At 49.0% G+C, this 22,010-nt stretch carries 21 protein-coding genes, 1 tRNA gene and 1 pseudogene; 5 read left to right on the top strand and 18 right to left on the bottom strand.

Going from position 1 to position 22,010, the window contains the following annotated elements:
- Window positions 1–40: 40 nt before the first annotated feature.
- Window positions 41–457 carry a DUF3598 family protein gene (locus tag AS151_RS06655; RefSeq protein WP_071516264.1) on the bottom strand — a complete coding sequence of 139 codons (417 nt, stop codon included), beginning with the start codon at window positions 455–457 and terminating at the stop codon, window positions 41–43.
- Window positions 458–577: 120 nt separating this feature from the next.
- On the opposite strand from AS151_RS06655, the gene def reads away from it, so the two are divergent.
- Both def and AS151_RS06645 read left to right on the top strand, forming a co-directional pair.
- Window positions 578–1,141 carry a peptide deformylase gene (gene def, locus AS151_RS06650; RefSeq protein ID WP_071516263.1) on the top strand — a complete coding sequence of 188 codons (564 nt, stop codon included), beginning with the start codon at window positions 578–580 and terminating at the stop codon, window positions 1,139–1,141.
- A gap of 38 nt (window positions 1,142–1,179) precedes the next feature.
- On the top strand, window positions 1,180–1,377 hold the full coding sequence (locus AS151_RS06645) for a hypothetical protein (protein ID WP_071516262.1): 198 nt from the start codon (window positions 1,180–1,182) through the stop codon (window positions 1,375–1,377).
- A gap of 52 nt (window positions 1,378–1,429) precedes the next feature.
- Here the strand turns inward: AS151_RS06645 and AS151_RS06640 are convergent, their stop codons facing one another.
- From AS151_RS06640 to AS151_RS06575, 14 genes are all read right to left on the bottom strand, one after another.
- The gene (locus AS151_RS06640; protein WP_071516261.1) at window positions 1,430–2,893 is read right to left on the bottom strand and encodes a CIA30 family protein; all 1,464 of its coding nucleotides are present in this window, start codon (window positions 2,891–2,893) and stop codon (window positions 1,430–1,432) included.
- A gap of 347 nt (window positions 2,894–3,240) precedes the next feature.
- A complete protein-coding gene (nifB, locus tag AS151_RS06635) occupies window positions 3,241–4,524 on the bottom strand; it encodes a nitrogenase cofactor biosynthesis protein NifB (protein ID WP_071516260.1) in 1,284 nt (427 codons plus the stop codon).
- A gap of 142 nt (window positions 4,525–4,666) precedes the next feature.
- Window positions 4,667–6,073: a nitrogenase component 1 gene (locus tag AS151_RS06630; protein ID WP_071516259.1), complete on the bottom strand. Its 1,407-nt coding sequence runs from the start codon at window positions 6,071–6,073 to the stop codon at window positions 4,667–4,669.
- An 88-nt stretch (window positions 6,074–6,161) separates the two neighbouring features.
- Window positions 6,162–7,532: a nitrogenase iron-molybdenum cofactor biosynthesis protein NifE gene (gene nifE / locus AS151_RS06625; protein ID WP_071516258.1), complete on the bottom strand. Its 1,371-nt coding sequence runs from the start codon at window positions 7,530–7,532 to the stop codon at window positions 6,162–6,164.
- A gap of 40 nt (window positions 7,533–7,572) precedes the next feature.
- Window positions 7,573–7,887 (bottom strand): (2Fe-2S) ferredoxin domain-containing protein, encoded by a 315-nt coding sequence (locus tag AS151_RS06620; RefSeq protein ID WP_071516257.1) that lies wholly within the window; start codon window positions 7,885–7,887, stop codon window positions 7,573–7,575.
- A 93-nt stretch (window positions 7,888–7,980) separates the two neighbouring features.
- The gene (nifK, locus tag AS151_RS06615) at window positions 7,981–9,354 is read right to left on the bottom strand and encodes a nitrogenase molybdenum-iron protein subunit beta (protein ID WP_071516256.1); all 1,374 of its coding nucleotides are present in this window, start codon (window positions 9,352–9,354) and stop codon (window positions 7,981–7,983) included.
- 102 nt (window positions 9,355–9,456) lie between these two features.
- Window positions 9,457–11,058, bottom strand: a complete 1,602-nt coding sequence (nifD, locus tag AS151_RS06610) for a nitrogenase molybdenum-iron protein alpha chain (protein ID WP_071516269.1) — start codon at window positions 11,056–11,058, stop codon at window positions 9,457–9,459.
- A 101-nt stretch (window positions 11,059–11,159) separates the two neighbouring features.
- Window positions 11,160–11,555, bottom strand: a complete 396-nt coding sequence (locus AS151_RS06605; RefSeq protein ID WP_071516255.1) for a P-II family nitrogen regulator — start codon at window positions 11,553–11,555, stop codon at window positions 11,160–11,162.
- Between the two features lie 155 nt (window positions 11,556–11,710).
- On the bottom strand, window positions 11,711–12,073 hold the full coding sequence (locus AS151_RS06600; RefSeq protein ID WP_071516254.1) for a P-II family nitrogen regulator: 363 nt from the start codon (window positions 12,071–12,073) through the stop codon (window positions 11,711–11,713).
- Window positions 12,074–12,196: 123 nt separating this feature from the next.
- Window positions 12,197–13,021, bottom strand: coding sequence for a nitrogenase iron protein (gene nifH / locus AS151_RS06595; protein WP_071516268.1), 825 nt, complete (start codon window positions 13,019–13,021; stop codon window positions 12,197–12,199).
- A 390-nt stretch (window positions 13,022–13,411) separates the two neighbouring features.
- Window positions 13,412–13,798: an iron-sulfur cluster assembly accessory protein gene (locus tag AS151_RS06590; protein ID WP_071516253.1), complete on the bottom strand. Its 387-nt coding sequence runs from the start codon at window positions 13,796–13,798 to the stop codon at window positions 13,412–13,414.
- Window positions 13,799–14,041: 243 nt separating this feature from the next.
- Window positions 14,042–14,947 carry a Fe-S cluster assembly protein NifU gene (gene nifU, locus AS151_RS06585; protein WP_071516252.1) on the bottom strand — a complete coding sequence of 302 codons (906 nt, stop codon included), beginning with the start codon at window positions 14,945–14,947 and terminating at the stop codon, window positions 14,042–14,044.
- A gap of 51 nt (window positions 14,948–14,998) precedes the next feature.
- Window positions 14,999–16,174: a cysteine desulfurase NifS gene (nifS, locus tag AS151_RS06580; RefSeq protein ID WP_071516251.1), complete on the bottom strand. Its 1,176-nt coding sequence runs from the start codon at window positions 16,172–16,174 to the stop codon at window positions 14,999–15,001.
- Window positions 16,175–16,262: 88 nt separating this feature from the next.
- The gene (locus AS151_RS06575) at window positions 16,263–16,661 is read right to left on the bottom strand and encodes a NifB/NifX family molybdenum-iron cluster-binding protein (RefSeq protein WP_211517546.1); all 399 of its coding nucleotides are present in this window, start codon (window positions 16,659–16,661) and stop codon (window positions 16,263–16,265) included.
- 905 nt (window positions 16,662–17,566) lie between these two features.
- Here AS151_RS06575 and nifV point away from each other — a divergent pair.
- Window positions 17,567–18,685, top strand: coding sequence for a homocitrate synthase (gene nifV, locus AS151_RS06565; RefSeq protein ID WP_071516249.1), 1,119 nt, complete (start codon window positions 17,567–17,569; stop codon window positions 18,683–18,685).
- Window positions 18,686–18,701: 16 nt separating this feature from the next.
- On the opposite strand, the gene AS151_RS06560 is transcribed toward nifV, so the two are convergent.
- The 3 genes and pseudogenes from AS151_RS06560 to hisF form a co-directional block, all read right to left on the bottom strand.
- A tRNA-Ala gene (locus AS151_RS06560) sits at window positions 18,702–18,774 on the bottom strand.
- Window positions 18,775–19,070: 296 nt separating this feature from the next.
- Window positions 19,071–19,259 (bottom strand): annotated as a pseudogene (locus tag AS151_RS06555) (hypothetical protein); the annotation flags it as partial.
- 283 nt (window positions 19,260–19,542) lie between these two features.
- Window positions 19,543–20,322 (bottom strand): imidazole glycerol phosphate synthase subunit HisF, encoded by a 780-nt coding sequence (hisF, locus tag AS151_RS06550; RefSeq protein ID WP_071516248.1) that lies wholly within the window; start codon window positions 20,320–20,322, stop codon window positions 19,543–19,545.
- A 168-nt stretch (window positions 20,323–20,490) separates the two neighbouring features.
- Between hisF and AS151_RS06545 the strand changes: the two genes are divergently transcribed.
- Window positions 20,491–20,697: a DUF2862 domain-containing protein gene (locus AS151_RS06545; RefSeq protein WP_071516247.1), complete on the top strand. Its 207-nt coding sequence runs from the start codon at window positions 20,491–20,493 to the stop codon at window positions 20,695–20,697.
- A 174-nt stretch (window positions 20,698–20,871) separates the two neighbouring features.
- Window positions 20,872–21,975 carry an ArsA family ATPase gene (locus AS151_RS06540; RefSeq protein ID WP_071516246.1) on the top strand — a complete coding sequence of 368 codons (1,104 nt, stop codon included), beginning with the start codon at window positions 20,872–20,874 and terminating at the stop codon, window positions 21,973–21,975.
- Window positions 21,976–22,010: the final 35 nt, after the last annotated feature.

The raw sequence follows: 22,010 nt of genomic DNA, 5'->3' as shown, positions 1-22,010 counted from the left end.
TATAGGCGACTAAAGTCGCCGTTCGTTTTTCCTCCCTGCGCTAAAGCGACAGGGCTTCCAAACGTATCGAGGTATTTTCCGTGAATTGTTCTGGCTGGCTGTCGCGGTTAAATAATTCTACCACGCGCAGGCGACGTTTCCCGCTAATAAAGCCAAATTCGGCACCAAATTCCGAATACGGACCCCATTGCACGGAACCTTGGGAAAAAGCACCGTTATCAAAAAATAATACACTGTTTTCCAAAGAACTGTATTCAAAAACCGATTCCCGAACTTCGGGTTGGTAGCGACGCCATATCAGCCGCATACTAGCATCGCCGCTTTCCAATTGCAAAGGTTCTATAGACACCAACGTGGGGGTTTCGCTTTGCCATTTCCCCGTGGCATCGTATCGCGCAAAAGAACCTTCCCAATTGCCAACATGTTGCGAGAAATTCTCCCATTGAGAAGTTACCATTGGTTTTTTTCCTCCATTTTTCGCGATCGCGTGGCAAGGATGCTACCTTAGCAAGGAAACAATTGGTTAAGATTGTAGAAGTAAAGCCTGTATTGTTGTATTGCTGTTCGAGAAGGAGCTATGACTTCCACCGTCCTCGTTGAAAAGAAAAAACTAGATGCACCGCCTCTCAACCTACACTACCTAGGTGACAAAGTTTTGCGTCAATCTTGCAAACGTGTTTCTAAAGTTGACCAAAACACCCGCAAATTTGCCAAGGAATTGCTGCAAACCATGTACAGTTCCGATGGCATCGGTTTAGCAGCGCCCCAAGTAGGAACTCTGAGACAGATGTTGGTGGTAGACTGCGAACCAGACAACGCAGCTACCCCACCCAAGATTCTCATTAATCCCGTTATCAAACGCCATACCAAGGATACCATTGTGGGTCCGGAAGGTTGTCTGAGCATTCCTGGAGTTTATTTGGATGTAGAACGATACGCTGCAGTGGAAGTGGCGTATAAGGACGAATACGGTCGTCCACAGAAATTGCTGGCAAAAGACTTGCTAGGTCGTGCTATCCAACACGAAATGGATCACTTGAGTGGAATTATGTTTGTCGATCGCATTGATAATTCCCTAGTATTAGCAGAAGAACTAAGCAAGCATGGGTTCTCCGCCAGCGACGTGCAACCCATTTCCTAGTTTCTTGCATACCAAACTTATCGTATACAGAAAAAGTCATGTTGACAGTAAAAAGTGGTCTTCTTTTGGGAATTTCTTGCGTATCCGGCATTTCGGCTGTGGGTTCGGTATTTGAACTAGCCTCCGGACAACCGGATTTTGGCCAGCTAACAACAGGCGTCATCCTCGCTGCCAGCATTCCTATCGCCATTTTAAGCTTTTATTTAGCAGTACAGGATGCCAAGGCAGGTCAATAAACAGTAGGGTGGGCACCGCCCACCCACTTATTGTTAAAATTTAGAACCCATTCTAATCCGCCTGCAAGTTAGCAAAACAACCTTGCCAATCAAAATCGGCTGGTCGGTTTTCGTCGCCAGATTTCACTTCAAACGTTTTGTTAAAAGCTTCCTCTCGATTTAAAGCTTGCAAGCACAATTCAGCGACATCTTCGCGGCTGACTTGTCCGCGCATATTGTCCCCTTGGTCGAAAACCAGAGATTTGCCACCGGGTTCTTCCGTGAGGGCACAAGGACGGATAATGGTATAGGGTAAGCCGCTGTTGCGAATCGCCTCTTCGCCGCGCAATTTCCAAGTAAGAATACCGCCGAGTTGCTCGTTCATGCGAACCGCTGGGGGTTCTTCGTCTAAATTCAGACCGGGACGACCGGGACGGGTAACGCCTGCAGAGCTAATATGGACAAAATGGGGCAATTGTTTGCCGCCGTAGGCTTGGATAGAGGCAATTTGCATTTGGAAGCCGCCGGTGGAAAACTTGGGATTGAGCTGGCGGTCGTATTCAAATTTGCTTAACATCAATTGAATGGAGCAAATTTTGCTGGGGTCGAGGGATTCTTTGTCGTAGCGGGTTTTGGCGCGGAAGACGGGAATAAATTCGGAAAACGGAATGCGTACGGTTTGCCAAATGTTGTAGACGGTGTCGAAGGAATAGCAGTAGGAGACGCTATCCCATTTGGGGTCGGTTCGCAGAATAAATTTGTAGCGTTTGCCGTCGCCTTTGACCCGTAGTTGGATGCCTTCAAAGTTGGATAAATCTAGGGAGTTGGCGAAGTTGCGGGTTCTCACGGAAGCAAAACCGCCGGAGTTGGCAGTAGAGATGTTGCCAGCAAAGACAGCGGCTTCGTCGGTGAGGTAGATATTGCTTTCGCTAACGCCTCCCATGACCACGTCGTCGAGAACTCCCCAGGTTTCTTTGAGGTCTGGGGAAGGTTGGGAAAAGTCGAAGATGGTGGTTTCTTTGGCGTTTTTGACAGCTACTTGTAGCAGGTGTTGGATGCCTCGGTATTCGACAACTTCGGGTGTATCGACGACTTCTGGCATGTAGAATTTAATGCCTTGGTAGTATTTTTCCCGGTTGGGGGTATCGCCTTCTGTGGGTTGTACGCGGGTGCCGCTACAGCAGATAATGGCGCTGATGTTGGCAAACAGGCGCGGGGTTAGGGTTTCGGGAAGGGTTAAATCGGCTTCGACGAGGTCGGTTTTTTTGCTATCTTTGCCGAGAATTTCTTGGGCGCGTTGGGCATCTCGCACCAGCGATCGCGTAGAATATCCTTGTTGCTGCAATTGATGAACGACTCGTTTGCCAACACCACCGGTAGCGCCGGCAACCAAAACCACGCCTTGCTTTTGGGGTTGGTTGATTTTGGGTTTTGTCTGGCGGTCGAAGTTTCCGACAAATGGAATCACGCGATAGTAGGCGAGAGTACGGAAAAATCGCCCCACATCCCATTTAGTACGTTCTTTGGTGGTTGCCACGGTTCCCCCTTGGTTGTTACCTGCTTGCTGTGGGTTCTTTTTCTATTATGCGATCGCTTTTGAAGAAATGTGAAGAAGATGGGGAGGGGGTGTGGGGGTGTCGGAGCGTCGGAGCGTCGGGGCATCGGGGCATCGGGGCATCGGAGCGTCGGAGCATCGGGGCGTCGGGGCATCGGGGCGTCGGGGCGTCGGGGCGTCGGAGCATCGGAGCATCGGAGCGTCGGAGAAAACAACCAATTATATCTCCCAGGCTCCCAGGCTCCCAAGCTCCCAGGCTCCCAGGCTCCCACGCTCCCACGCTCCCACGCTCCCACGCTCCCACGCTCGGTACGCTCGCTACGCTGTGACTAGCCGCATCCTTCGCCAGTGCCGCTGCAACCAACAGCAACGCCGTTGATGGATTTGCGTTTGCCTTTGAGTTTGCTAACGTCGCCGCCGTTGTAGATGGTTTCCAATCCCATTTCGATAAAGCCACTCATTTCGACGGGTTGGATGCCGTATTTGGTGAGAACTCGTTTGGGGGTGGTACCGATGCCGCTGACTAAGACGGCGCGACAGTCGTGCAGTTGTTCTGCCATTTGTTTCCAACGTTCAAATCCCAAACCGGGTTCTGGGGTGGCGCGGGTTTCTATGAGGGTGAAGCCGTTTTCGGTTGGTTTCCAAATTTGCAGTTCTCTGGCTTCTCCCAAATGTTCGTTGACGAGTAAGCCTTCGGTGGAGGCAACGGCGACGTAAGGACGGTTTTTCTGGTCGAGGGGAATGAAGGCTTGGGAACAGGCTATGAGACAACCGTGGAATTCTTCGGATTGGTCTGCGCCTAACAACCCGACGGCATCGGCGCGGCAACGGGTACAGTGGCGCATTTGGGGCAGGTATTGTTCGCATTCTTTGCGAATTTTGGCGAGGGTTTTGGCATCGGGTTCGCCTAATTCTTGGAAGGGGGTGTCTGGGGTGGGAAGCAGGGCCATGGCGTTGAATAAGTCTGCTCCCATTTCGGACATTTTTTGGGCAACTTCGACGATGTGGTGGTCGTTGATGCCTGGCATGACGATGGTGTTGATTTTTACGACGATGCCGGCGGCTTTTAAATTTGCGATCGCTTCTAGTTGTCGTTGTAAGAGTAATTCAGCGCCTTTTCTACCTTGATAGATGGTTTTGCCGTCTCTTACCCAGCGATAGACTTTTTGGGTAATGTCGGGGTCAATGGCGTTGAGGGTGACGGTTACGTGAGATACGCCGATTTTAGCAATTTCTTGAATATATTCTGGTTTTAGGTTGAGTCCGTTAGAAGAGAGGCATAAAATTAGATCGGGATAGCGATCGCGCAACAAGCGCATGGTTTCGATGGTTTCCTCGGGATTGGCAAAAGGATCGCCGGGTCCGGCAATACCGGCAACGGTGATTCTCGGCTGTTTTTCGAGAACTTTATCCATATACAAAACAGCCTGTTGTGGGGATAAAATGCTACTGGTGACCCCAGGACGACTTTCGTTGACGCAGTCGTATTTGCGGTTGCAGTAGTTGCACTGAATGTTGCATTTGGGGGCAACAGGGAGGTGAACTCGTCCGAATTTGCCTTTGATTTTGGGATTGAAGCAGGGATGTTGTTCGTAGTTGATGGAGACGGTCATTTGAGGTTCTCCTTGGTTTGGTTGGCAGGTGAGGAGGAGGGGGATCGGAACCCCCTTCGGCAAGCTCAGGGCAGGTCGGAGCATCGGAGAAAACAACCAATTATATCTCCCACGCTCCCACACTTAGTAAGCAATAAGATAGTTACAAATAACTATATCCTACGGGGGAGTCGGTTTGTTTTTTGGCAATGACAGCGTTAACGATTTGGTCGAATAAGTTTTGGGTACCGCGATAGCCCAGGTGTAAGATGCGTTGGGCACCAAAGCGGTCGTGAATGGGGAAGCCAACGCGAATGATGGGGATTTCAAGCTGGCGCGCGAGGGCAAAGCCTTTGCTGTTGCCGATGAGGAGGTCGGGTTCTAGGGATTTCGCTTTGTCGGCAATTTCGTAGAAGTCTACGTTGTCTTCCACTAGGGGAGGTTCTGAGAGAATATCGCCAGTGGCAGTTGCGATCGCTTCTTGCAAATAGCCGCTGTTGCCACCGGAGGCACAGAGGACGGGTTTGATGCCGATTTCTGATAAAAAGGAGGTCATAGCGACGACCAAATCTTCTTCGCCGTAGACGATGGCTTTTTTGCCGGAAATATATTTGTGTCCGTCTACATACGCATCCACCAAACGACCCCGTTCTTGCTGGTGCTTGTCAGGGATAGGACGGTTGCTGGCGGTGGCTAAAGCTTCAAAAAAGCGATCGCATTCTTGCAATCCAATAGGCATTCCCAAGGGATAGTGGGGAACACCAAATCGTTCCGCCAGCAGTTGACCGCCGGTATCTCCCGTTAAAATATGGGTTCTACCGAATTCCAATGTGGCTGCGGCATTGCCCATATTGCGAATATGAGCCACTGGCGTACCGCCGGGAGGAATTTTCTGATATTCTACTTGCGGGGCACCATCCAGCGTATCGGAAATATCGGGCAAAATAACACTGGCAATGCCAAAATCAGCCAAAATATCTTTGAGATGGCGAATATCCCCTGGCGAAACCAATCCTGGCAGGAGATTCACAAAGGAGGTCGGCAAGCTGCCTGTGGGAGGTTCTTGCTGGTCTGCCAGTTGGTCGGCAACCGCGCGCACTGTGGCGTGGAACCCTTCCATGTGGGTACCGCTGTAGCTGGGAGTGGAAACATTGACCAGAATTGGCAGCGTTACCTCGGCTTCTTTCATTTCCACATGAAATTCCTGCAGCAGCATGGGCAAGTCGTCACCAATGGTTTCCGTGAGGCAAGTGGTGGCGATACCGACCATATTAGCCCCATATTTATCGATAACGTTGAGAATTCCTTTTTTTAAATTGGGACCACCTCCATAAACGGCGTGTTTTTCTCCCAAGGAAGAGGAGGCAATATCCATCGGTTCGCGAAAATGGCTGATGGTATAGCGACGCATATAAGTCGCACATCCTTGGGAACCGTGCAAGTAGGGAACGCATCCTTCGATGCCGCGAAATGCCAAACACGCACCCATGGGTTTGCAGAGTTTGCAGGCATTGGTGGTGGAAACGTAGGCATCGGGGGTCTTTTTAAAGCGAGCGATTTTTTTGGTCATGACTATTTTGGGGAACAAGGAACGGAGAGGGAGAAGCGGGGAAAACTGTCCCCTTGAGGAAGGGAACAGGGGATTCCCCAACTTACGTTTATTCTTCCAATGTGGCTGGAGAAATATTACGGGGAACAAATCGCCAAACCGGCGACGTAACTGTGCGGTGGACTTCTTTAGCAAAGTTCAACATGCCCACAAAACCTTCCAACGCTTCTTTGCGTTCGTGGTTGTGGTCGCAGAAACCAATTCCCAACTTGTAGGCAATCGGTCGCTCTTTCACGCCACCGACAAAAATATCCACATTTTTTTCTGTTAAAAAAGCAGATAGTTCCAATGGGTTGGAATCATCCACAATAATTGTTCCTTCGTCGGTGATTTCGTGGAGTTCCTTGTAATCTTCGGTGGTTCCCGTTTGCGAACCTACCATAACCACATCCATTCCCAACAAACGGAAAGCTTTTACCAAAGAGAAGGCTTTGAAAGCACCTCCGACGTAAATGGCGGCTTTTTTGCCGTTTAAATCTTTGCGAAGTTCTTGCAGTTGGGGATAGAGGATGGAAAGTTCTTCGCGAACCAATTCTTTGGCTCTTTGTAAGATGGTGGGGTCGTCGTCAAAAAAGTTAGCCACGCGGTACAGGGCTTCTGCCATGTCTTCTACGCCGAAGTAAGAAACCCGTTCGATGGGGATGCCGTAGTCCTCTTTCATCATTTTGGCGAGGTCGAGGGTGGCACCGGAACACTGAACGACGTTTAAAGCCGCACCATGGGCCCTGGCTAAATCGCTTACACGACCGTCGCCGGTGATGTTGGCGACTACCTGCACCCCCATACGTTCGAAGTATTTGCGAATAATCCAAATTTCTCCAGCTAGGTTAAAATCACCCAAAATATTGATGCTGTGAGGAGAAATATCGCTGGTGTCTCCGGTTCCCACCAGGCGGAACATGGCGCGACAGGCGGCGTTGTAGCCAGCGCGTTTGTTGCCTTTGAACCCTTCCGATTGAACGGGGATGACGGGAATGCCTTTTTCTTCGCTCATTCGACGGCAAATGGTTTCCAAATTGTCGCCAATGATACCGACGATGCAGGTGGAGTACACAAAAGCGGCGTTGGGTTGGTGGCGGTCGATGAGTTCCCGCAGGGCGCGGGTTAGTTTTTCTTCGCCGCCGAAGATAACGTCTCGCTCTTGTAAGTCGGTGGAAAAGCTCAGGCGATGCAGTTCGGGTCCGGAAGAAAGGGCACCGCGAATGTCCCAGGTGTACACGGCACAGCCGACGGGTCCGTGAACCAGATGCAAGGCGTCGGCGATGGGATAGAGAACTACGCGGGAACCGCAGAAGACGCAGGCGCGTTGGCTGACGGCACCGGCGAGGCTTTCTTTGTTGCAAGCGAGTTCGAAGGGTTGATTGTCGCCTTTGCGATGGATTTGATTGGCGCGTTCTTGGAAAATAGGACTTTGAGTCATGGGAAAAAGAAGGGAATAGGGAACAGGAAACGAAACAAATTTAGGGATTGCTGGTGAGTAAGTACTCGCTGGCGGCTTCCCCTGATTCTAAGGCATCGAGAATTTCGTCTACGGTGTCTTCGTCAACGCTGCCGTACCAGTATCCTTCGGGATAGACCATGAGGATGGGTCCTTTGTCGCACTGTTTGAGACAACCGGTACTGGAGACGACGACATCTTCCAAATCGCGATCGCACAACTCAGTTTCTAAATATTGCAGTAGGGAGACGGACCCTTTTTTGCCACAGACACCCTGGGCATCTCCTTTTAAGCGAAATCCACCGCAAACAAAAATATGGTGTTTTGGCGTTTTCATGACTGTTTCTCCTAATTGAAGGGCGTTGTAGAATGCCTGGTTGCAAACCTTCTACAACGCTTGGACAAGAATGAAGGTGGGGCAAGTGGGAAATTACATCACCAATTCAAAGACTTCGTCGGGGTCGTCGCGGTCTTTGCGTTCTAGCAGCGTATTCAAAATTGTACACAGTAAGTGCATGCTGCCCCGGTATCCCACGGTGGGGAAATAGCTGTGACCGACGCGGTCTAAGATGGGCCATCCGAACCGTACCAAAGGAATGTCTTCGGCGCGGGCAATGTATTTGCCGTAGACGTTGGTCACCAATAAATCAACGGGATTATTTTTAATCAGTTGGTGCAAGTAGAATAGGTCGGTGTCGTCTTTATAAATGGCTTCTGGAACCGTGTTGCTGAGGATTTCTTCGCAGCGTTTGCGGAAATATTTGGAGGGGGTACCGGTAATAACGTAAACCGGACGGGCACCGCAGCTAACTAAGAACTCGGTTAGAGGAACCACTTGGTCGGGGTCACCGGAAACAGCGACGCGCAATCCGTACAAGTATTGCTGCATGTCGGTCATGATATCCACCAGCCGACCCCGGTCGTCAACCAAACTTTCGGGAGGTTGAGTTCCGGTAAGTTCCATAAGCGTTTGTACGAAGCGATCGCATGCTGCCACACCAATAGGCAAATCCAGCGCCCGATAGGGGACATCGCACTTATTCTGCAAAGATTTTGCCGCCGCTTCGCTGGCCATAGGTCCTAACGCCACCGTTGCCAGACTGTCGCCAGCGGTTTTTAAATCCTCAACGGGGGTACCGCCTTTGGGATACATGCGGAAATCGCCCGTTTGCGGCGTATCTACCACATCGGAGGTATCGGGAAAGACCACCGACTCTACCCCAAATTCTTTGAGAAAGCGTTTCAGGTGGCGGGTATCCGCTGGTTCCACATAACCGGGAATTAAATTAATTTGTTGCTGGGGCGTATCGGATTTCTGCACCAGATAATCCACAATCGCCTTTGCCATATTCGACCAACCCGTGACATGCGTACCCACATAGCTAGGGGTATTGGCATGAATCACCAATTTGTCTTCTGGAATAATACCATCGTCTTGCGCTGCCCGAATCAAGCTGGGCAAGTCATCGCCAATGGTTTCCGACAGGCAAGTGGTATTGATGGCCACCACATCGGGATTGTAGAGTTTGAAGATGGTGGTCAAGGCTTGCCGCAAGTTCGCACCACCGCCGAAAACCGCTGTTCCCTCAGTAAAGGAACTGGTTGCCGCCATAATTGGTTCTTTGTAGTGGCGGGTAAGGTGAGACCGATGGTAAGAACAGCAGCCTTGGGAACCGTGGGAGTGAGGCAAGCAGTTGTGCAATCCCAAAGCCGCATACATGGCACCGATGGGTTGGCAAGTTTTGGCGGGATTGATGCGTAGCGCTTCCCGTTCTTGAACTTCTGTGGGGGTAGCTTCTAACATAGTGCAATGTTCTCCTAAAAATGAGCGGGGCATGGCTGGGGTGCGACTGGCTATGGGGAGGGAAGGGGAAAACATAGCCAATCGCAAAACCAGGATAAAGACTTACGAAGCTTGCTGCCACGGGGCTTTGACGTACTGCCAAGTGGGGCTGTTGACCCGGCTGTCAACATCTTTGGCAAAGTTTACAGCCCCCCAAAAGCCAGCATAAGGACCACCGTAGTCGTAGTTGTGTAATTGTTTGGAGGGGATACCGAATTTTTCAATGATGTATTTGTCTTTGATACCGGAACCAATTAAATCCGGTTGGAACCGTTTGATGAGAGTATCCAGTTCGTGGTGAGAAATGTTGTCTACCAACAGGGTGCCTTCTCCCATGTCTGGCATCATCCCTGTGTATTCGCCAACGACTTTTTCCTGGCGCAGTTTTTCCAATTCTTCTTCGGATTTTGGAGGTTGATAGTTTTCTGGGTCGGGTTTGACCTCCAACTCTTCAATATTGCGGCTGTCAGCATCGACCTTAATTTTCGGCAGTGCCTGGCGACCTTCATAGTCATCCCGGTGAGCAAATTCGTAACCGGCGACGATGGTTTTCATACCCAAATCGGCAAATAGGTCTTGGTAGTGGTGGGCGCGGGAACCACCGACAAAGAGGAATACAGTTTTTCCTTCCAGGCGTTGGCGGTATTCTGCTATTTGGGTTTCAGCGATCGCTAATTCTTCTTCAATCACCTCTTCAATACGTTGCGTCAGTTCTGGGTCGTCAAAGAAACGAGCCAACTTGCGCAAACTCTTGGCAAAGGCATGAATGCCAATAAAGTTCACCTTCAACCAAGGGGTTCCATACTTGGTTTCCATCATATTTGCCATGTAGTTAATGGAACGATGGCACATAACCAAGTTTGCCTGCGCCAAATGCGCTTTGGTAGCTTCATCGTAGGAACCATCGCCACTAAACGTCGCAATAACTTGAATGCCGCATTTGTTCAACACCCGCTCGATTTCCCAAGCATCGCCGCCGATGTTGTACTCACCCAGGATATTCACCGTATAGCCTTCAATAGACTCCGTTTCCGTATCCTGACCGATCCATTTTTTGAAAAACTCATTGTTGGCGATGTGGTGTCCTGCCGACTGGCTGACCCCCTTGTACCCTTCGCAGTTAAAGGCACTTATATTCGTATTTAACTTCTCAGCCATTTCCCTGGCAACGCCTTGGATATCGTCACCAATCAGACCCACCGGACAGGTAGCGTGAACGGTAATTGCTCTGGGATGGAACAGGTCGTAGGCTTCCTGAATTGCCTTCCTCAGCTTATTCATGCCACCAAACACCAGGTCGTGTTCGTTCATATCCGTGGTGAAGCAATAGTGTATGAAGTTCTCCCCATCTTCCCGGGTTTTGAACTGATTGCGGCGGGTCATCCAGGAATAGTAAGAACAGCCAACCGGTCCGTGAACGATGTGAACGACATCGCCAAACGGTCCCACAACCACCCCTTTACATCCCGCAAAGGAACATCCGCGTTGGGTGATAATGCCTGGGGTTGTACGTACGTTGGCGTTAATTTCCTGTTCTGGCTGCGCTGGGTCGCGAACCACAATATGCTTGCTGCGCTTTTTGGCAACTTTTTTAGGATAGGCGGAAATAATTTCCTCAACCGTTTCCTGGGTGGTGGTTTCGTCAATGGGAGACTGGGAACGCATCAATGTCTCTGTTGCCTGGAAGGTATCCGTATCGGTTTCCCATTGCGGGTTATTTTGATTCGGTTCGGTCATAACAAACTCCTGTTCTCAAACGATCTCAACTAGCCAGTCATCTCATCAACAGCGACCCGTCCTACTTCTCCAGTTCGTACGCGGACGCTGTCGAACACTGGTAAAACAAAGATTTTGCCATCGCCAGAATTGCCGGTTTGATTGGCTTGGATTAACGTATCCACCGCGCGGGATACCTGTTCGTCGGGAACCACCAGACTCACCAAACGCTTGGGAATCAAACGCGGACAGTGTGCCAGTAACGGCAAAACTTCATTGGTGTCTTCGGGATGATTGTTCAAAGCTTGAATAACTTCTGCATCCAAGGCTTGCTGTCCTCGTCCTGCTACTTTCACCGCATTGAAACCGGGAAACCCTGCATTGACCAAAGCTTCTTTGGTTGCTTGGATTTTGTTCATGCGAATAATAGCTAGAATTTCTTTCATGAAAGCCACCTCCTGTGATGTGGGGGGTGCTACCAGCTTGAAAATATCGAAAGAATTGGCTCAATTACCCACAAGCATCCCTCCATTTCTTTCTACTGGAAACCCAGTACAAGCTGATAGCCGGTTCTAATTGTTCTTTTATTCGAGGTAAGTCATTAAACTGTGGCGAAATTGGTAGTTGGAACCGATGCTTCTTCTTGCTGTCCGGTGCTGACGGTATAGATTTCCTCTACAGGGGAGATAAAAATCTTACCGTCGCCATACGCGCCTTCCGTTCCCGTGCGCGCATTTTCTAAAATGGTACTGACCACAGCTTCTTTATCTGCTTCCGGAACCACCACCATCAACAATTCTTTGGGCAGTTCGTCGTAGATAACGTTACCAATCTTCAAACCGCGTTGTTTTCCCCGACCGTATACATCTACTTTGGTTACCGCTGGATAACCAGCATCGAGCAATGCTTGCAAAACATCGGGTGTCTTCTCCGGCCGAATGATGGCACGAACCATAATGCTCATGGGAGTTGCCTCCTATCAATCCAAAAATCCGATTCATTCAAGAAAATTATGGCAACGCTGGTCATCTGAGTGGGTAAATTGGAAATTACAGATAACCAAGGCGCTGCCTACTTCAACAACCACTTATCCGAGCAAACCAAATTTAACCAGCAGTTGTTCCAACTCATCGTTATTCATCGGCGTGGGAATGGTTTGGTCGGTATTTTCATCAATCGCCTTGGCAAGGCTGCGATAGTGGTCTGCCTGTTCGCAGTCTGGTTCAAACTCAATCACGGTCTTGCGGTTGAGTTCTGCACGTTGGACCACATTGTCGCGCGGCATGAAATAAATCATTTTGGTTCCCAATTTTTCTGCCAAGGCTTCAATGAGGTCAGACTCGCGGTCTACCTTACGGGAGTTGCATATTAACCCGCCGAGGCGAACCCCACCGGATTCGGCATACTTGCGAATACCACGGCAGATGTTGTTGGCAGCATACATTGCCATCATCTCACCAGAGGTAACAATATAAATTTCTTGCGCTTTGCCTTCCCGAATCGGCATGGCAAAACCGCCGCAAACTACGTCACCCAGTACGTCGTAAAAGGCATATTCGAGATGTTCGCTTTCGTCGTAAGCACCTAGCTGTTCCAACATGCTGATGGAGGTGATAATGCCACGACCCGCACAGCCAACGCCTGGTTCTGGTCCGCCGGATTCCACGCAAAGGGTGTTGCCGTATCCGGATTTGCGGATATCTTCAAGTTCTACTTCTTCGCCTTCTTCCCGTAAGGTGTCGAGAACGCTTGTTTGTGCCATACCACCCAAAAGCAAGCGGGTGGAGTCTGCTTTCGGGTCGCAGCCAACAATCATGACTTTACGACCCATTTCGACCAATCCGGCTACGGTATTTTGGGTAGTGGTAGATTTCCCGATACCGCCTTTTCCGTAAATTGCGATTTTACGCATAATGTCGCCTCCAAAAATTGGCAATTCTGTATTTTGAAAACTCCAACGAAGGATTGCTTTCTATAATTTTCTGCAAATATCTGTTGGAAGTATTGGTGAAAATTTCTGTAGAGGTAGCCGTTCAGTTTTCTGGGTTAAAACTTTCTCTCCTCTGCTGATTTTTATTATTAACGATTCTCCCAGTCAGAAAAGTATTTGTAGATACAAAATCCCATCTTTTTTTTGTTAAATTAGAAAAAATATGTTTACATTAATTTACATTTTATTTAGTAGGGTGTGCCCTGCCCACCCTACAATTAAGTTACCAGAAGCTTTCTCCATAAAAAATCCCCCTAGAATCCTAGGGAGAGTGTTGCCGGAATCCAATTATTGGTTTTATAGACTGTATTTTTAAGAAGCGACTTCAGTAGCAAAAGATTGACCACAACAGCAAGTAGCTTCGGCGCTGGGATTCATGAATTGGAATTCGCCACCAATTCCCAAAACCGAATGGTTGAAATCAATAATTAACCCCTCAACACATTCCAAGCTTTTGGGGTCGCAAACCACTTTCAAGCCATCAAAATCAAACATTTTGTCGCCAGGAAGGTGGTGGTGAATATCGTCAAAGTTCATAACATAGGTCAATCCAGAACATCCACCCTGACGAACACCGATTCGCAGGCAGACATCACCCTCAATTTGATGGCGCAGTTCTTTCATGCGTTGCAAAGCTGGTTGCGAAATGCGAATTTCTTTATCTTGGGGTGTGTTGGTAGTCGTTTCTACAGTTTGCATTAGAACCTCCTAGCTGGAATGTATGTTTGGCTGTTTGTTTTGACACGGTGGAAAGGTACGTGTCTTTCTATTTTTATACTAAAAAATATTTGCCAGAATAAAAGTAAAATATATAACGAAATGGTAGATACTTTCTAAAGAAAAAATAAAACTACTTTATCAAAAAAAATCGCATCCGAAGATGCGATCGCGCTAGATTTAAGGAGATTGTACTAAAAAACAAAAATAATTGAAAACATACAACTAGCGAACTGCTTCCACCACCAAATCTTCAGACACCGACTGGCGTAATTTATCTTCAATCAACTGTTTTAAAGTAGCCGTAGAACTGGGACAACCGCAGCAAGCGCCTTGTAGATTTACCTGTACCAAATTTCCCGCCACTTCGTAGAGGCAAACATCGCCGCCATCGGCTTCTAAAATCGGTCGAATGTCTGCCGCCAAAACCTCTTGGATTAAATTAATTTTCTCCACCATCGTCAAACGGGATGCTTGCTTTTGGGAAACCGGAGAAGTTTCCTTCTCTGCTAGAGAATTTTCCGGCAATTCTCCCATTTTTTCCTGATAAACGTCCCAAAGCAACTCATCAATTTCCGTCAGACAAGTACCGCAACCGCCACCGGCTTTAATATAGTTCGTCACCTGCGCTGCTGTGGTTAGTTCGTTCTCGCGAATCAGCCGTTTAATCTTACCAGCGGTCACTGCAAAACACTTGCAAACCAAAGGACTTTCATCTTCCGCTTCCGGATGTAGGGAAATTCCCCGATAATTGGCAATAGCAGCATCCAAAGCTTCCTTTCCCATCACCGAACAGTGCATTTTTTCCTGGGGCAATCCCCCAAGAAATTCGGCAATATTCTTATTTGTAACTGCCATTGCCTCATCCAAAGTCATCCCTTTAACCAAATCCGTCAGCGCCGACGAAGAAGCGATCGCGCTGGCGCAGCCAAACGTCTGGAACCTAGCATCCACAATACGATCGCTTGCCTTGTCAATCCGCAAATGCAACCGCAACGCATCCCCACAGACAATGCTGCCAATTTCCCCCACCGCCACTGCCTCTGCCTCCGTACATTCCGAATGCGCGATCGCACCCATATTGTGGGGATGGTGAAACAAATCCATTACCTTATCCGTATAATCCCACATTGTCTTCTCCCAAAAATCTACTGGCTACCTGCAAAACTTCAAAAAGATCGCTTATCCCACCGAAGCCGGCTGGCTAAACGGAGAAATCGACCGCAACCAGTCCACCACCTGCGGCATCACCTGCAAAACCCGTTCCACCTCAGCCGCCGTGGTATACCGCGACAAACTAAACCGAATCGACCCATGTAGCAGCGTATAGGGAACCCCCATCGCCTTGAGAACGTGGGAAGGTTCCAACGACCCCGACGTACAAGCCGAACCCGACGACGCGCAAATCCCGTAGCGGTCCAAAGAAAGCAGAATCGCCTCCCCTTCAATATGCTGAAAGCCAATATTCGTCGTATTGGGAAGCCGCCGCGTGGGATGGCCGTTGAGTTCGCAATTAGAAATTTGGCTAAGAATTCCCTGTTCCAAGCGATCGCGCAACTGCTTCATATGGGCAATATCGTCATTCATACCCAAACGGGTGAGTTCCGCCGCTTTTCCCAAACCAGCGATCGCAGCCACATTTTCCGTACCGCCGCGCCTTCCCCGTTCCTGGTGACCGCCAACCAGCAGCGGATGGAAGCGAACCCCCTTGCGGACGTACAGTACCCCAATTCCCTTGCCAGCGTGAACTTTGTGTCCCGATAAAACCAGAAAATCAATCGTACTGTTTTGCATATCCAAAGGAAATTTCCCCACCGCCTGGACGGCATCCACATGAAACAAAATTCCCTTTGCCTTTACAAACTCACCAATCCGTTCCACCGGAAACAAATTCCCAGTTTCGTTATTGGCACACATCACCGAAACCACAGCCGTATCGTCTCGCAAAGAAGCTCTCAGCTCATCTAAATTTAACTGCCCCTTGCGGTCTACCGAAAGATACGTCACCTCGTATCCCTGCTTTTCCAGACGGCGACACAGCTGTAACACCGCCGGATGTTCTACTTGCGTGGTCACAATATGTTTTTTCTCGGGATTGGCAGCCAAAGCAGACCGAATTGCCGTATTATCCCCTTCCGTACCGCAACTGGTAAAGACAATTTCGCTGGGGTCGGCATTTATCAAAGCTGCCACCTGTTCCCTCGCTGTTTTGATTTGCTTCTCCAAGCGACCACCAAAGGTATGCATACTCGACGCATTGCCATATTGCTGGCAAAAATAAGGCATCATGGTTTCTAGAACTTCATCAGCAACCTTCGTAGTCGCATTGTTGTCGAGATAAATAACTGGTGGCGTCATAGAAAATTCCTGTTTTTGAACGGCAAATCGCTGGTATGAGGGGCATGGGAGTATTCATACCTGATACCAACCCCTCTTCCCCTCTTTCCTAACTTATTTCTTGACAGTATTGCGCGTAAAAGTCCAACACCGCCGTTTCGATAACGTCGTATACCTGTACTGGTTCGATACCGGCATCTCGCAAACGGTCGTCGGGACCGTGACCGATACGCGAAACCAAAACCGCGCTACAATCTTCTAACGTGTCCAAAATAGCTTGCAAATCTCCCGGCGTATCGTCTTTGCCGTGGCAATACTGTTCGATAGAACGTTTTTCCAGCAGGGTGGCGACCGAACCCTGTACTTCGTAAATCAAAAATTCCTTGGCATGACCAAAATGTTGGTTCACCAGTTGGTCGTCTTTGCTGGCAACCGCTACTCGTATAACTGGCATGTCTGTGGAAGCGGCTGCTGGCTGCGGGGTTTGGCTGGGTGTGGTGGAAGTCATGGTATTTCCTCAAAAAGCGACAAATCGTGGTTCTGTTCCCCCTATTGCCTGAGTTCTGGGCAATTGCCAGACTGCGATTGCTGCCGATACCAAATCTGCCAATCTGCCTACTCTGCTACGAATTCCAATGTTCGGAAATTGTGGTTTATGCGGATTGTGTTTGGATGTCAATTTCCCTAGTTTCCCCTACGTAGGTTCGCGGTACTTGAATAGCGAATTGCGTGTAACTTCTACCCTCCGGAGGGGATCTGGGAAATTGTCGGCAGGAGAACTCGTTCTGCCTTGTTCTGAAACTTGTATCAAATGCCTAGTGGTTGCCAACTCGCAGGGGTAGTGATTGAATAATTAATAATAATTACCTCTGTACTCAACTTTGACGGAAGACCGCAGGGTGGGCGTTTGAAGAAATTTCAACTTTTTTAACGGGTAATGGTCCGGGTTTTTCTGTAGGTGGTTCGGGTGAAAAGGGAACAAGATTCGGGAAAACAGTACTCAGTTTTTGTTCCTATCGTGTTGGGAAATTCAGCGTTTTTACAGGGTTTGTGAATGAGTACTTACGTGGTACTCAAAGTGCTTGTATTGTGTTTTGCTAAATCGCAGAAGCCTTGTGTGTAGAGGCTTGTAATTCCATATAGCTTTTCCTTTTGCCACCCGTTCCCCGATCGATATTGTTTTCTTTGAACGTTTTTTTATTTTTTTTATATTTTAGCAAAAAAGGTTGGTTTATCGAGAAAATATGAAGCTCTTCTTAAGGGAATTGGAAAAAAATCCTAAGGTTTATACAATTGGGGCAAATTTCTTCAGAGATTGTATCAAAGATAGCATTTTGCTTAAAAAGAAAATAGAAAAAATTTTAGTAGCAACTGAAACGAACAAACATCGGTTCCCTTGTAGGAAGTCTCCCAATGAACGCAGCAATCAACATTAACGACACAACGCTACGCGATGGCGAACAAGCTGCTGGTGTTGCCTTTACACCGGCGGAGAAAATGGCGATCGCGCAAAAATTAGCCAAAATGGGAATACCAGAAATTGAAGTGGGTATCCCCGCTATGGGAGAAGCAGAACGGCAAACCATCCGCCAAATCGCCAATTTGGGTTTAAAAAGCCGTTTATTGGCATGGAACCGCGCGCGGATAGAAGATGTTGCCGCTTCCGCCGAATGTGGTTTGCAACGGGTTCACATCTCTATTCCCGTCTCCGATATTCAAATTGGTGTTAAATTTCAAGGTAGCCGCGCGTTGGTTTTGCAGTATTTGCAACGAACCATTGCTTGGTCGGTAAAGCGGGGATTGTGGGTATCCGTTGGTGGCGAAGACAGTTCCCGCGCTGAGGAAGCGTTTCTCGTGGAAATTGCGCAAAAATCCCAGAATTGGGGCGCTTCCCGCTTTCGTTTCTGCGATACTGTCGGAATTTTGGACCCGTTTTCCACTTGCGATCGCATTCGCAAACTGGTTCAATCGGTTAATATTCCCATTGAAATGCACACCCACGACGATTTGGGAATGGCTACTGCTAACGCCATTGCTGGCATCCGCGCTGGCGCTACTTCTGTCAATACCACAGTGAATGGTTTGGGGGAACGCGCTGGCAATGCCCCCTTAGAAGAAGTGGTGATGGTTTTAAAGCAAATCAATGGTGTAGACTTGTCTATAGACACGCGGCAGTTATTTTCCCTTTCGCAGTTGGTACAACAGGCATCGGGGGAAGGGTTGCCTCGTTGGAAGGCAGTGGTGGGAAAAAATGCATTTGCCCACGAGTCGGGAATTCACACCGCTGGCGTTTTAAAAAATCCCCAAACTTACGAACCGTTTTCTCCGGAACAGGTGGGGATGCAAAGACAAATGCAAGTTGGCAAACATTCCGGTCGGGGAATTCTCTCCCACAAACTATCCCAATACGGTATCGTTTTAGAACCGGAACAAATGCGATCGCTGCTTTTGGTTACACGACAACTCTCTACCCAGTTAAAACGCAATTTAACCGATGAAGAGCTTTTGGGCTTACTATCTCACCGCGCCTAGCAGCGAGGAGAAAAAATGGAGCTAAGCGGACTCGAACCGCTGACCCCCTCAATGCCATTGAGGTGCTCTACCAGCTGAGCTATAGCCCCAGGTGCCGTATTCGTTCTTGGCGTTTGTTGGAACTGCCTTTTTAACGACGCTTTATTATGATGACCTATCGCTACCGATTCTGTCAAGTATTTTCTCAAAAAAAAATTGGAAAGAAAAAAAAATTAAGGATAAAAAAGCCTGCATGGGGGGACTGCAGGATTTATTGGCTTTGGTTGGCAGGCTCGGTATAAAAATATTGGCGGGCCTCCCAACGATTTTGCGAACTATCGGAGTACCATACCGAAGGACTGGCAGATTCTTCGGTGGACTCGTCCGGTAGCCAGTAGGGATTTTGATTCATTTGGGAAACATATCCCATGTACCCATGCATGAGAAAGTAAACCAGCATCATGGCGGCCGCAGATGCTGCTACCAAAGTCCCAGCCAACATCAGGGAAAATTCCCGATGCTTGACCGCTTCTTGCATTAAATGCAGCGACCAGGCAACCAACGCAACGACGAAAAATAGGATAATTATCATAATTTTGCATAAATTAATTTTTCCTTTTTACATAGCTTAACATTTTCCAGTAGCGATCGCACGTTTTTTTATAAGAATTTAAGAAACTCATATTCCGCCAAAAATCCTGATTTTATGGGGGTTTTGGCGTTTGGTTCGGGCGTCGGGGCGTCGGAGATCGGGGCATCGGAGCATCGGGGCATCGGAGCGTCGGGGCATCGGAGAAAACAACCATTATATTTCCCAAGCTCCCAAGCTCCCACGCTCCCACGCTCCCACGCTCGGTACGCTCCCACGCTCCCAGACTTTACAATTTATCGATGTGCTGCCGTACCGGAACCTGTCCTTCAGATAAAAAGTCTTTGATTTGTTCGATGGTTAGCTGCCTGTAGTGTAACAAAGAGGCCAATAGGGCAGCTTCGGCTTTGCCTTCGGTGAGGGCTTCGTAGATATGCTGGCAGTTACCGGCACCTCCAGAGGCAATAACGGGGATTTCTACGGCTTCGGAAATCGTACGCGTTAGTTCCAAATCGTAGCCGTTTTGGGTGCCATCGGCATCCATGCTGGTAACCAGGAGTTCGCCGGCACCTCGGGCTTCCACTTCTTTTGCCCATTCAATGGCATCGCGACCGGTATTTTCTCGACCGCCACGTACGTATACTTGCCAACCAGAAGCAGAATCGCTGCCCCGACGCGCGTCAATAGCTACTACAATACACTGTTTGCCAAAGCGATCGCTGGCGCGATCGACAAAATCCGGTTGGCGTACCGCTGCCGAGTTAACGCTAACTTTATCGGCACCAGCTCTTAACAAATTTTTAACTGTTTCTAAGGATTGCACCCCACCACCTACCGTCAAAGGAATGAACACATTTTCGGCGGTGCGGTAGACCACATCCAGGATAATATCGCGGTCTTCGTGGGTGGCGGTAATATCCAAAAACACCAATTCATCAGCACCCGCATCGTTATACACCTGGGCGAGTTCCACCGGGTCGCCAGCATCGCGCAAATTGACAAAATTCACGCCCTTGACCACGCGACCAGCATTGACATCCAAACAGGGCAAAATTCGTTTGGCTAGCATAAAATCCCTCAAGCTAGGTATAGTACGTTTAATCCATCGGGAATATCCTTACCTCGCAAGGGAAACTCCAATGCCCCTTGTCAACCGGCATCCGCACCAAGATACCATGTAAGGATATGTGAAGCGTCGTTTAGACTGATAAACTTTGGGTTGGTCTTGTAGATTGTAATGGCAATGGAAATCGGTCAAAAAGTCAAAGTACGTCGGATTCGCGATCGCGTATCTGCCAAAACGGTCAATCAAATAAAGAAAAACCCCGTCGGTACCGTTGCCGACTACAAAATGGTAGACGGTAGCGGCGTCGGCTGCGTCGTTAAATTCGACAATGGTTTTGCCACTTGGTTTTTTGAAGACGAACTAGAACCAGCCGAATAACCGTTTGTCGCACCGTCGGTAGCCATTGCTGACCGGCATCGAATAGGAATGGTTGTTTTCGTAGTTGGTTTGCCATGGCGGTTCCCCTGACCCCGGTACGCCAACTACGCTGCCACCATTCCCATCCAAGCAACAAGCAACTGGTACACCAAAAACTTGGTCAGAACAAGCAATATGTCGCAGATTTTGACATTTCTGGGCAAGGGCGGCACGGGTCGAACCACCATCGCCATTGCCACCGCCAAAAAATACGCCCAACAAAACCAACGGGTTTTGCTATGCAGCGTCGATCCCAGCTTCCACCTGCTGTTGGGGACTACCGTTTCTGACAAACCTACCGAAATCGCCCCCAACCTGCAAGCTGTGAAGCTGCAAGGCACCACCCTTCTGGAAAAATCCTGGGAAGAATTAAAACGGTTGGAAGCCGAATACGTCAAAACCCCCTTTTTTAAAGACGTATACGGGCAAGAACTCGCCGTACTGCCAGGTATGGAAAACGCCCTGATTTTAAATGCCCTGCGCGAATACGATGCCAGCGGTCAATACGACCTGATTGTCTTTGACGGTCCCGGCAATCAAGAAACCCTGCGCACGATCGGCATGCCGGAAATTATGGGCTGGTACATGCGGCGGTTCCGTCAAGTAATTGCCGAATCCGACCTGGCGAAAGCCCTTTCTCCCTTCGTACAGCCGGTGACTAATGCCGTGTTGAATGTGAACTGGTCCAACAGCGATCGCATCGACCAACCCCTCAACCAAATTACCGACCAGCTGGAAAAAGGGCGCAACACCATCACCGATGCCAAGCGGGTAGCCGGCTTTTTGGTAACCAACAACGACCCAGCCGCGATCGCTACCGCCCGGTATTTGTGGGGCAGTTCCCAACAAGTAGGCTTGACCGTAGGCGGCGTTTTGTGCAACCAACAAACCCAAGTGCCGGCAGCCACCAGCAGCCAGTTTGACCCCCTACCGGTAACTGCCCTGCCCCAACGCCAGGGAGACAGTTGGGAAGAGTTGGTGCAAGCCTTACCCGACCTGCAACAGCAGGCAATACAAGCCCCCACCCCCATAACCATCGACACCGAACAACGTCAGGTACGCCTATTTTTGCCCAGTTTTGATAAAAATCAAGTCAAACTCACCCAATACGGTCCCGAAGTGACCATCGAAGCCGGCGACCAAAGGCACAATGTCTTTTTACCGCAACAACTGCGTAACAAAGCCGTTACCGGTGCCAAATTTCAAAACCAATATTTAACCATTTCATTTGCCCAGTAACCCTGAAACCAGCTGGCTTTCCAGTTGAAAATTTT

The sequence above is a fragment of the Geitlerinema sp. PCC 9228 genome, from assembly GCF_001870905.1.
Taxonomy (GTDB): domain Bacteria; phylum Cyanobacteriota; class Cyanobacteriia; order Cyanobacteriales; family PCC-9228; genus PCC-9228.
The sequence above is the reverse complement of the archived record's forward strand: the minus strand, read 5'-3'. Positions and strand labels throughout refer to the sequence as shown.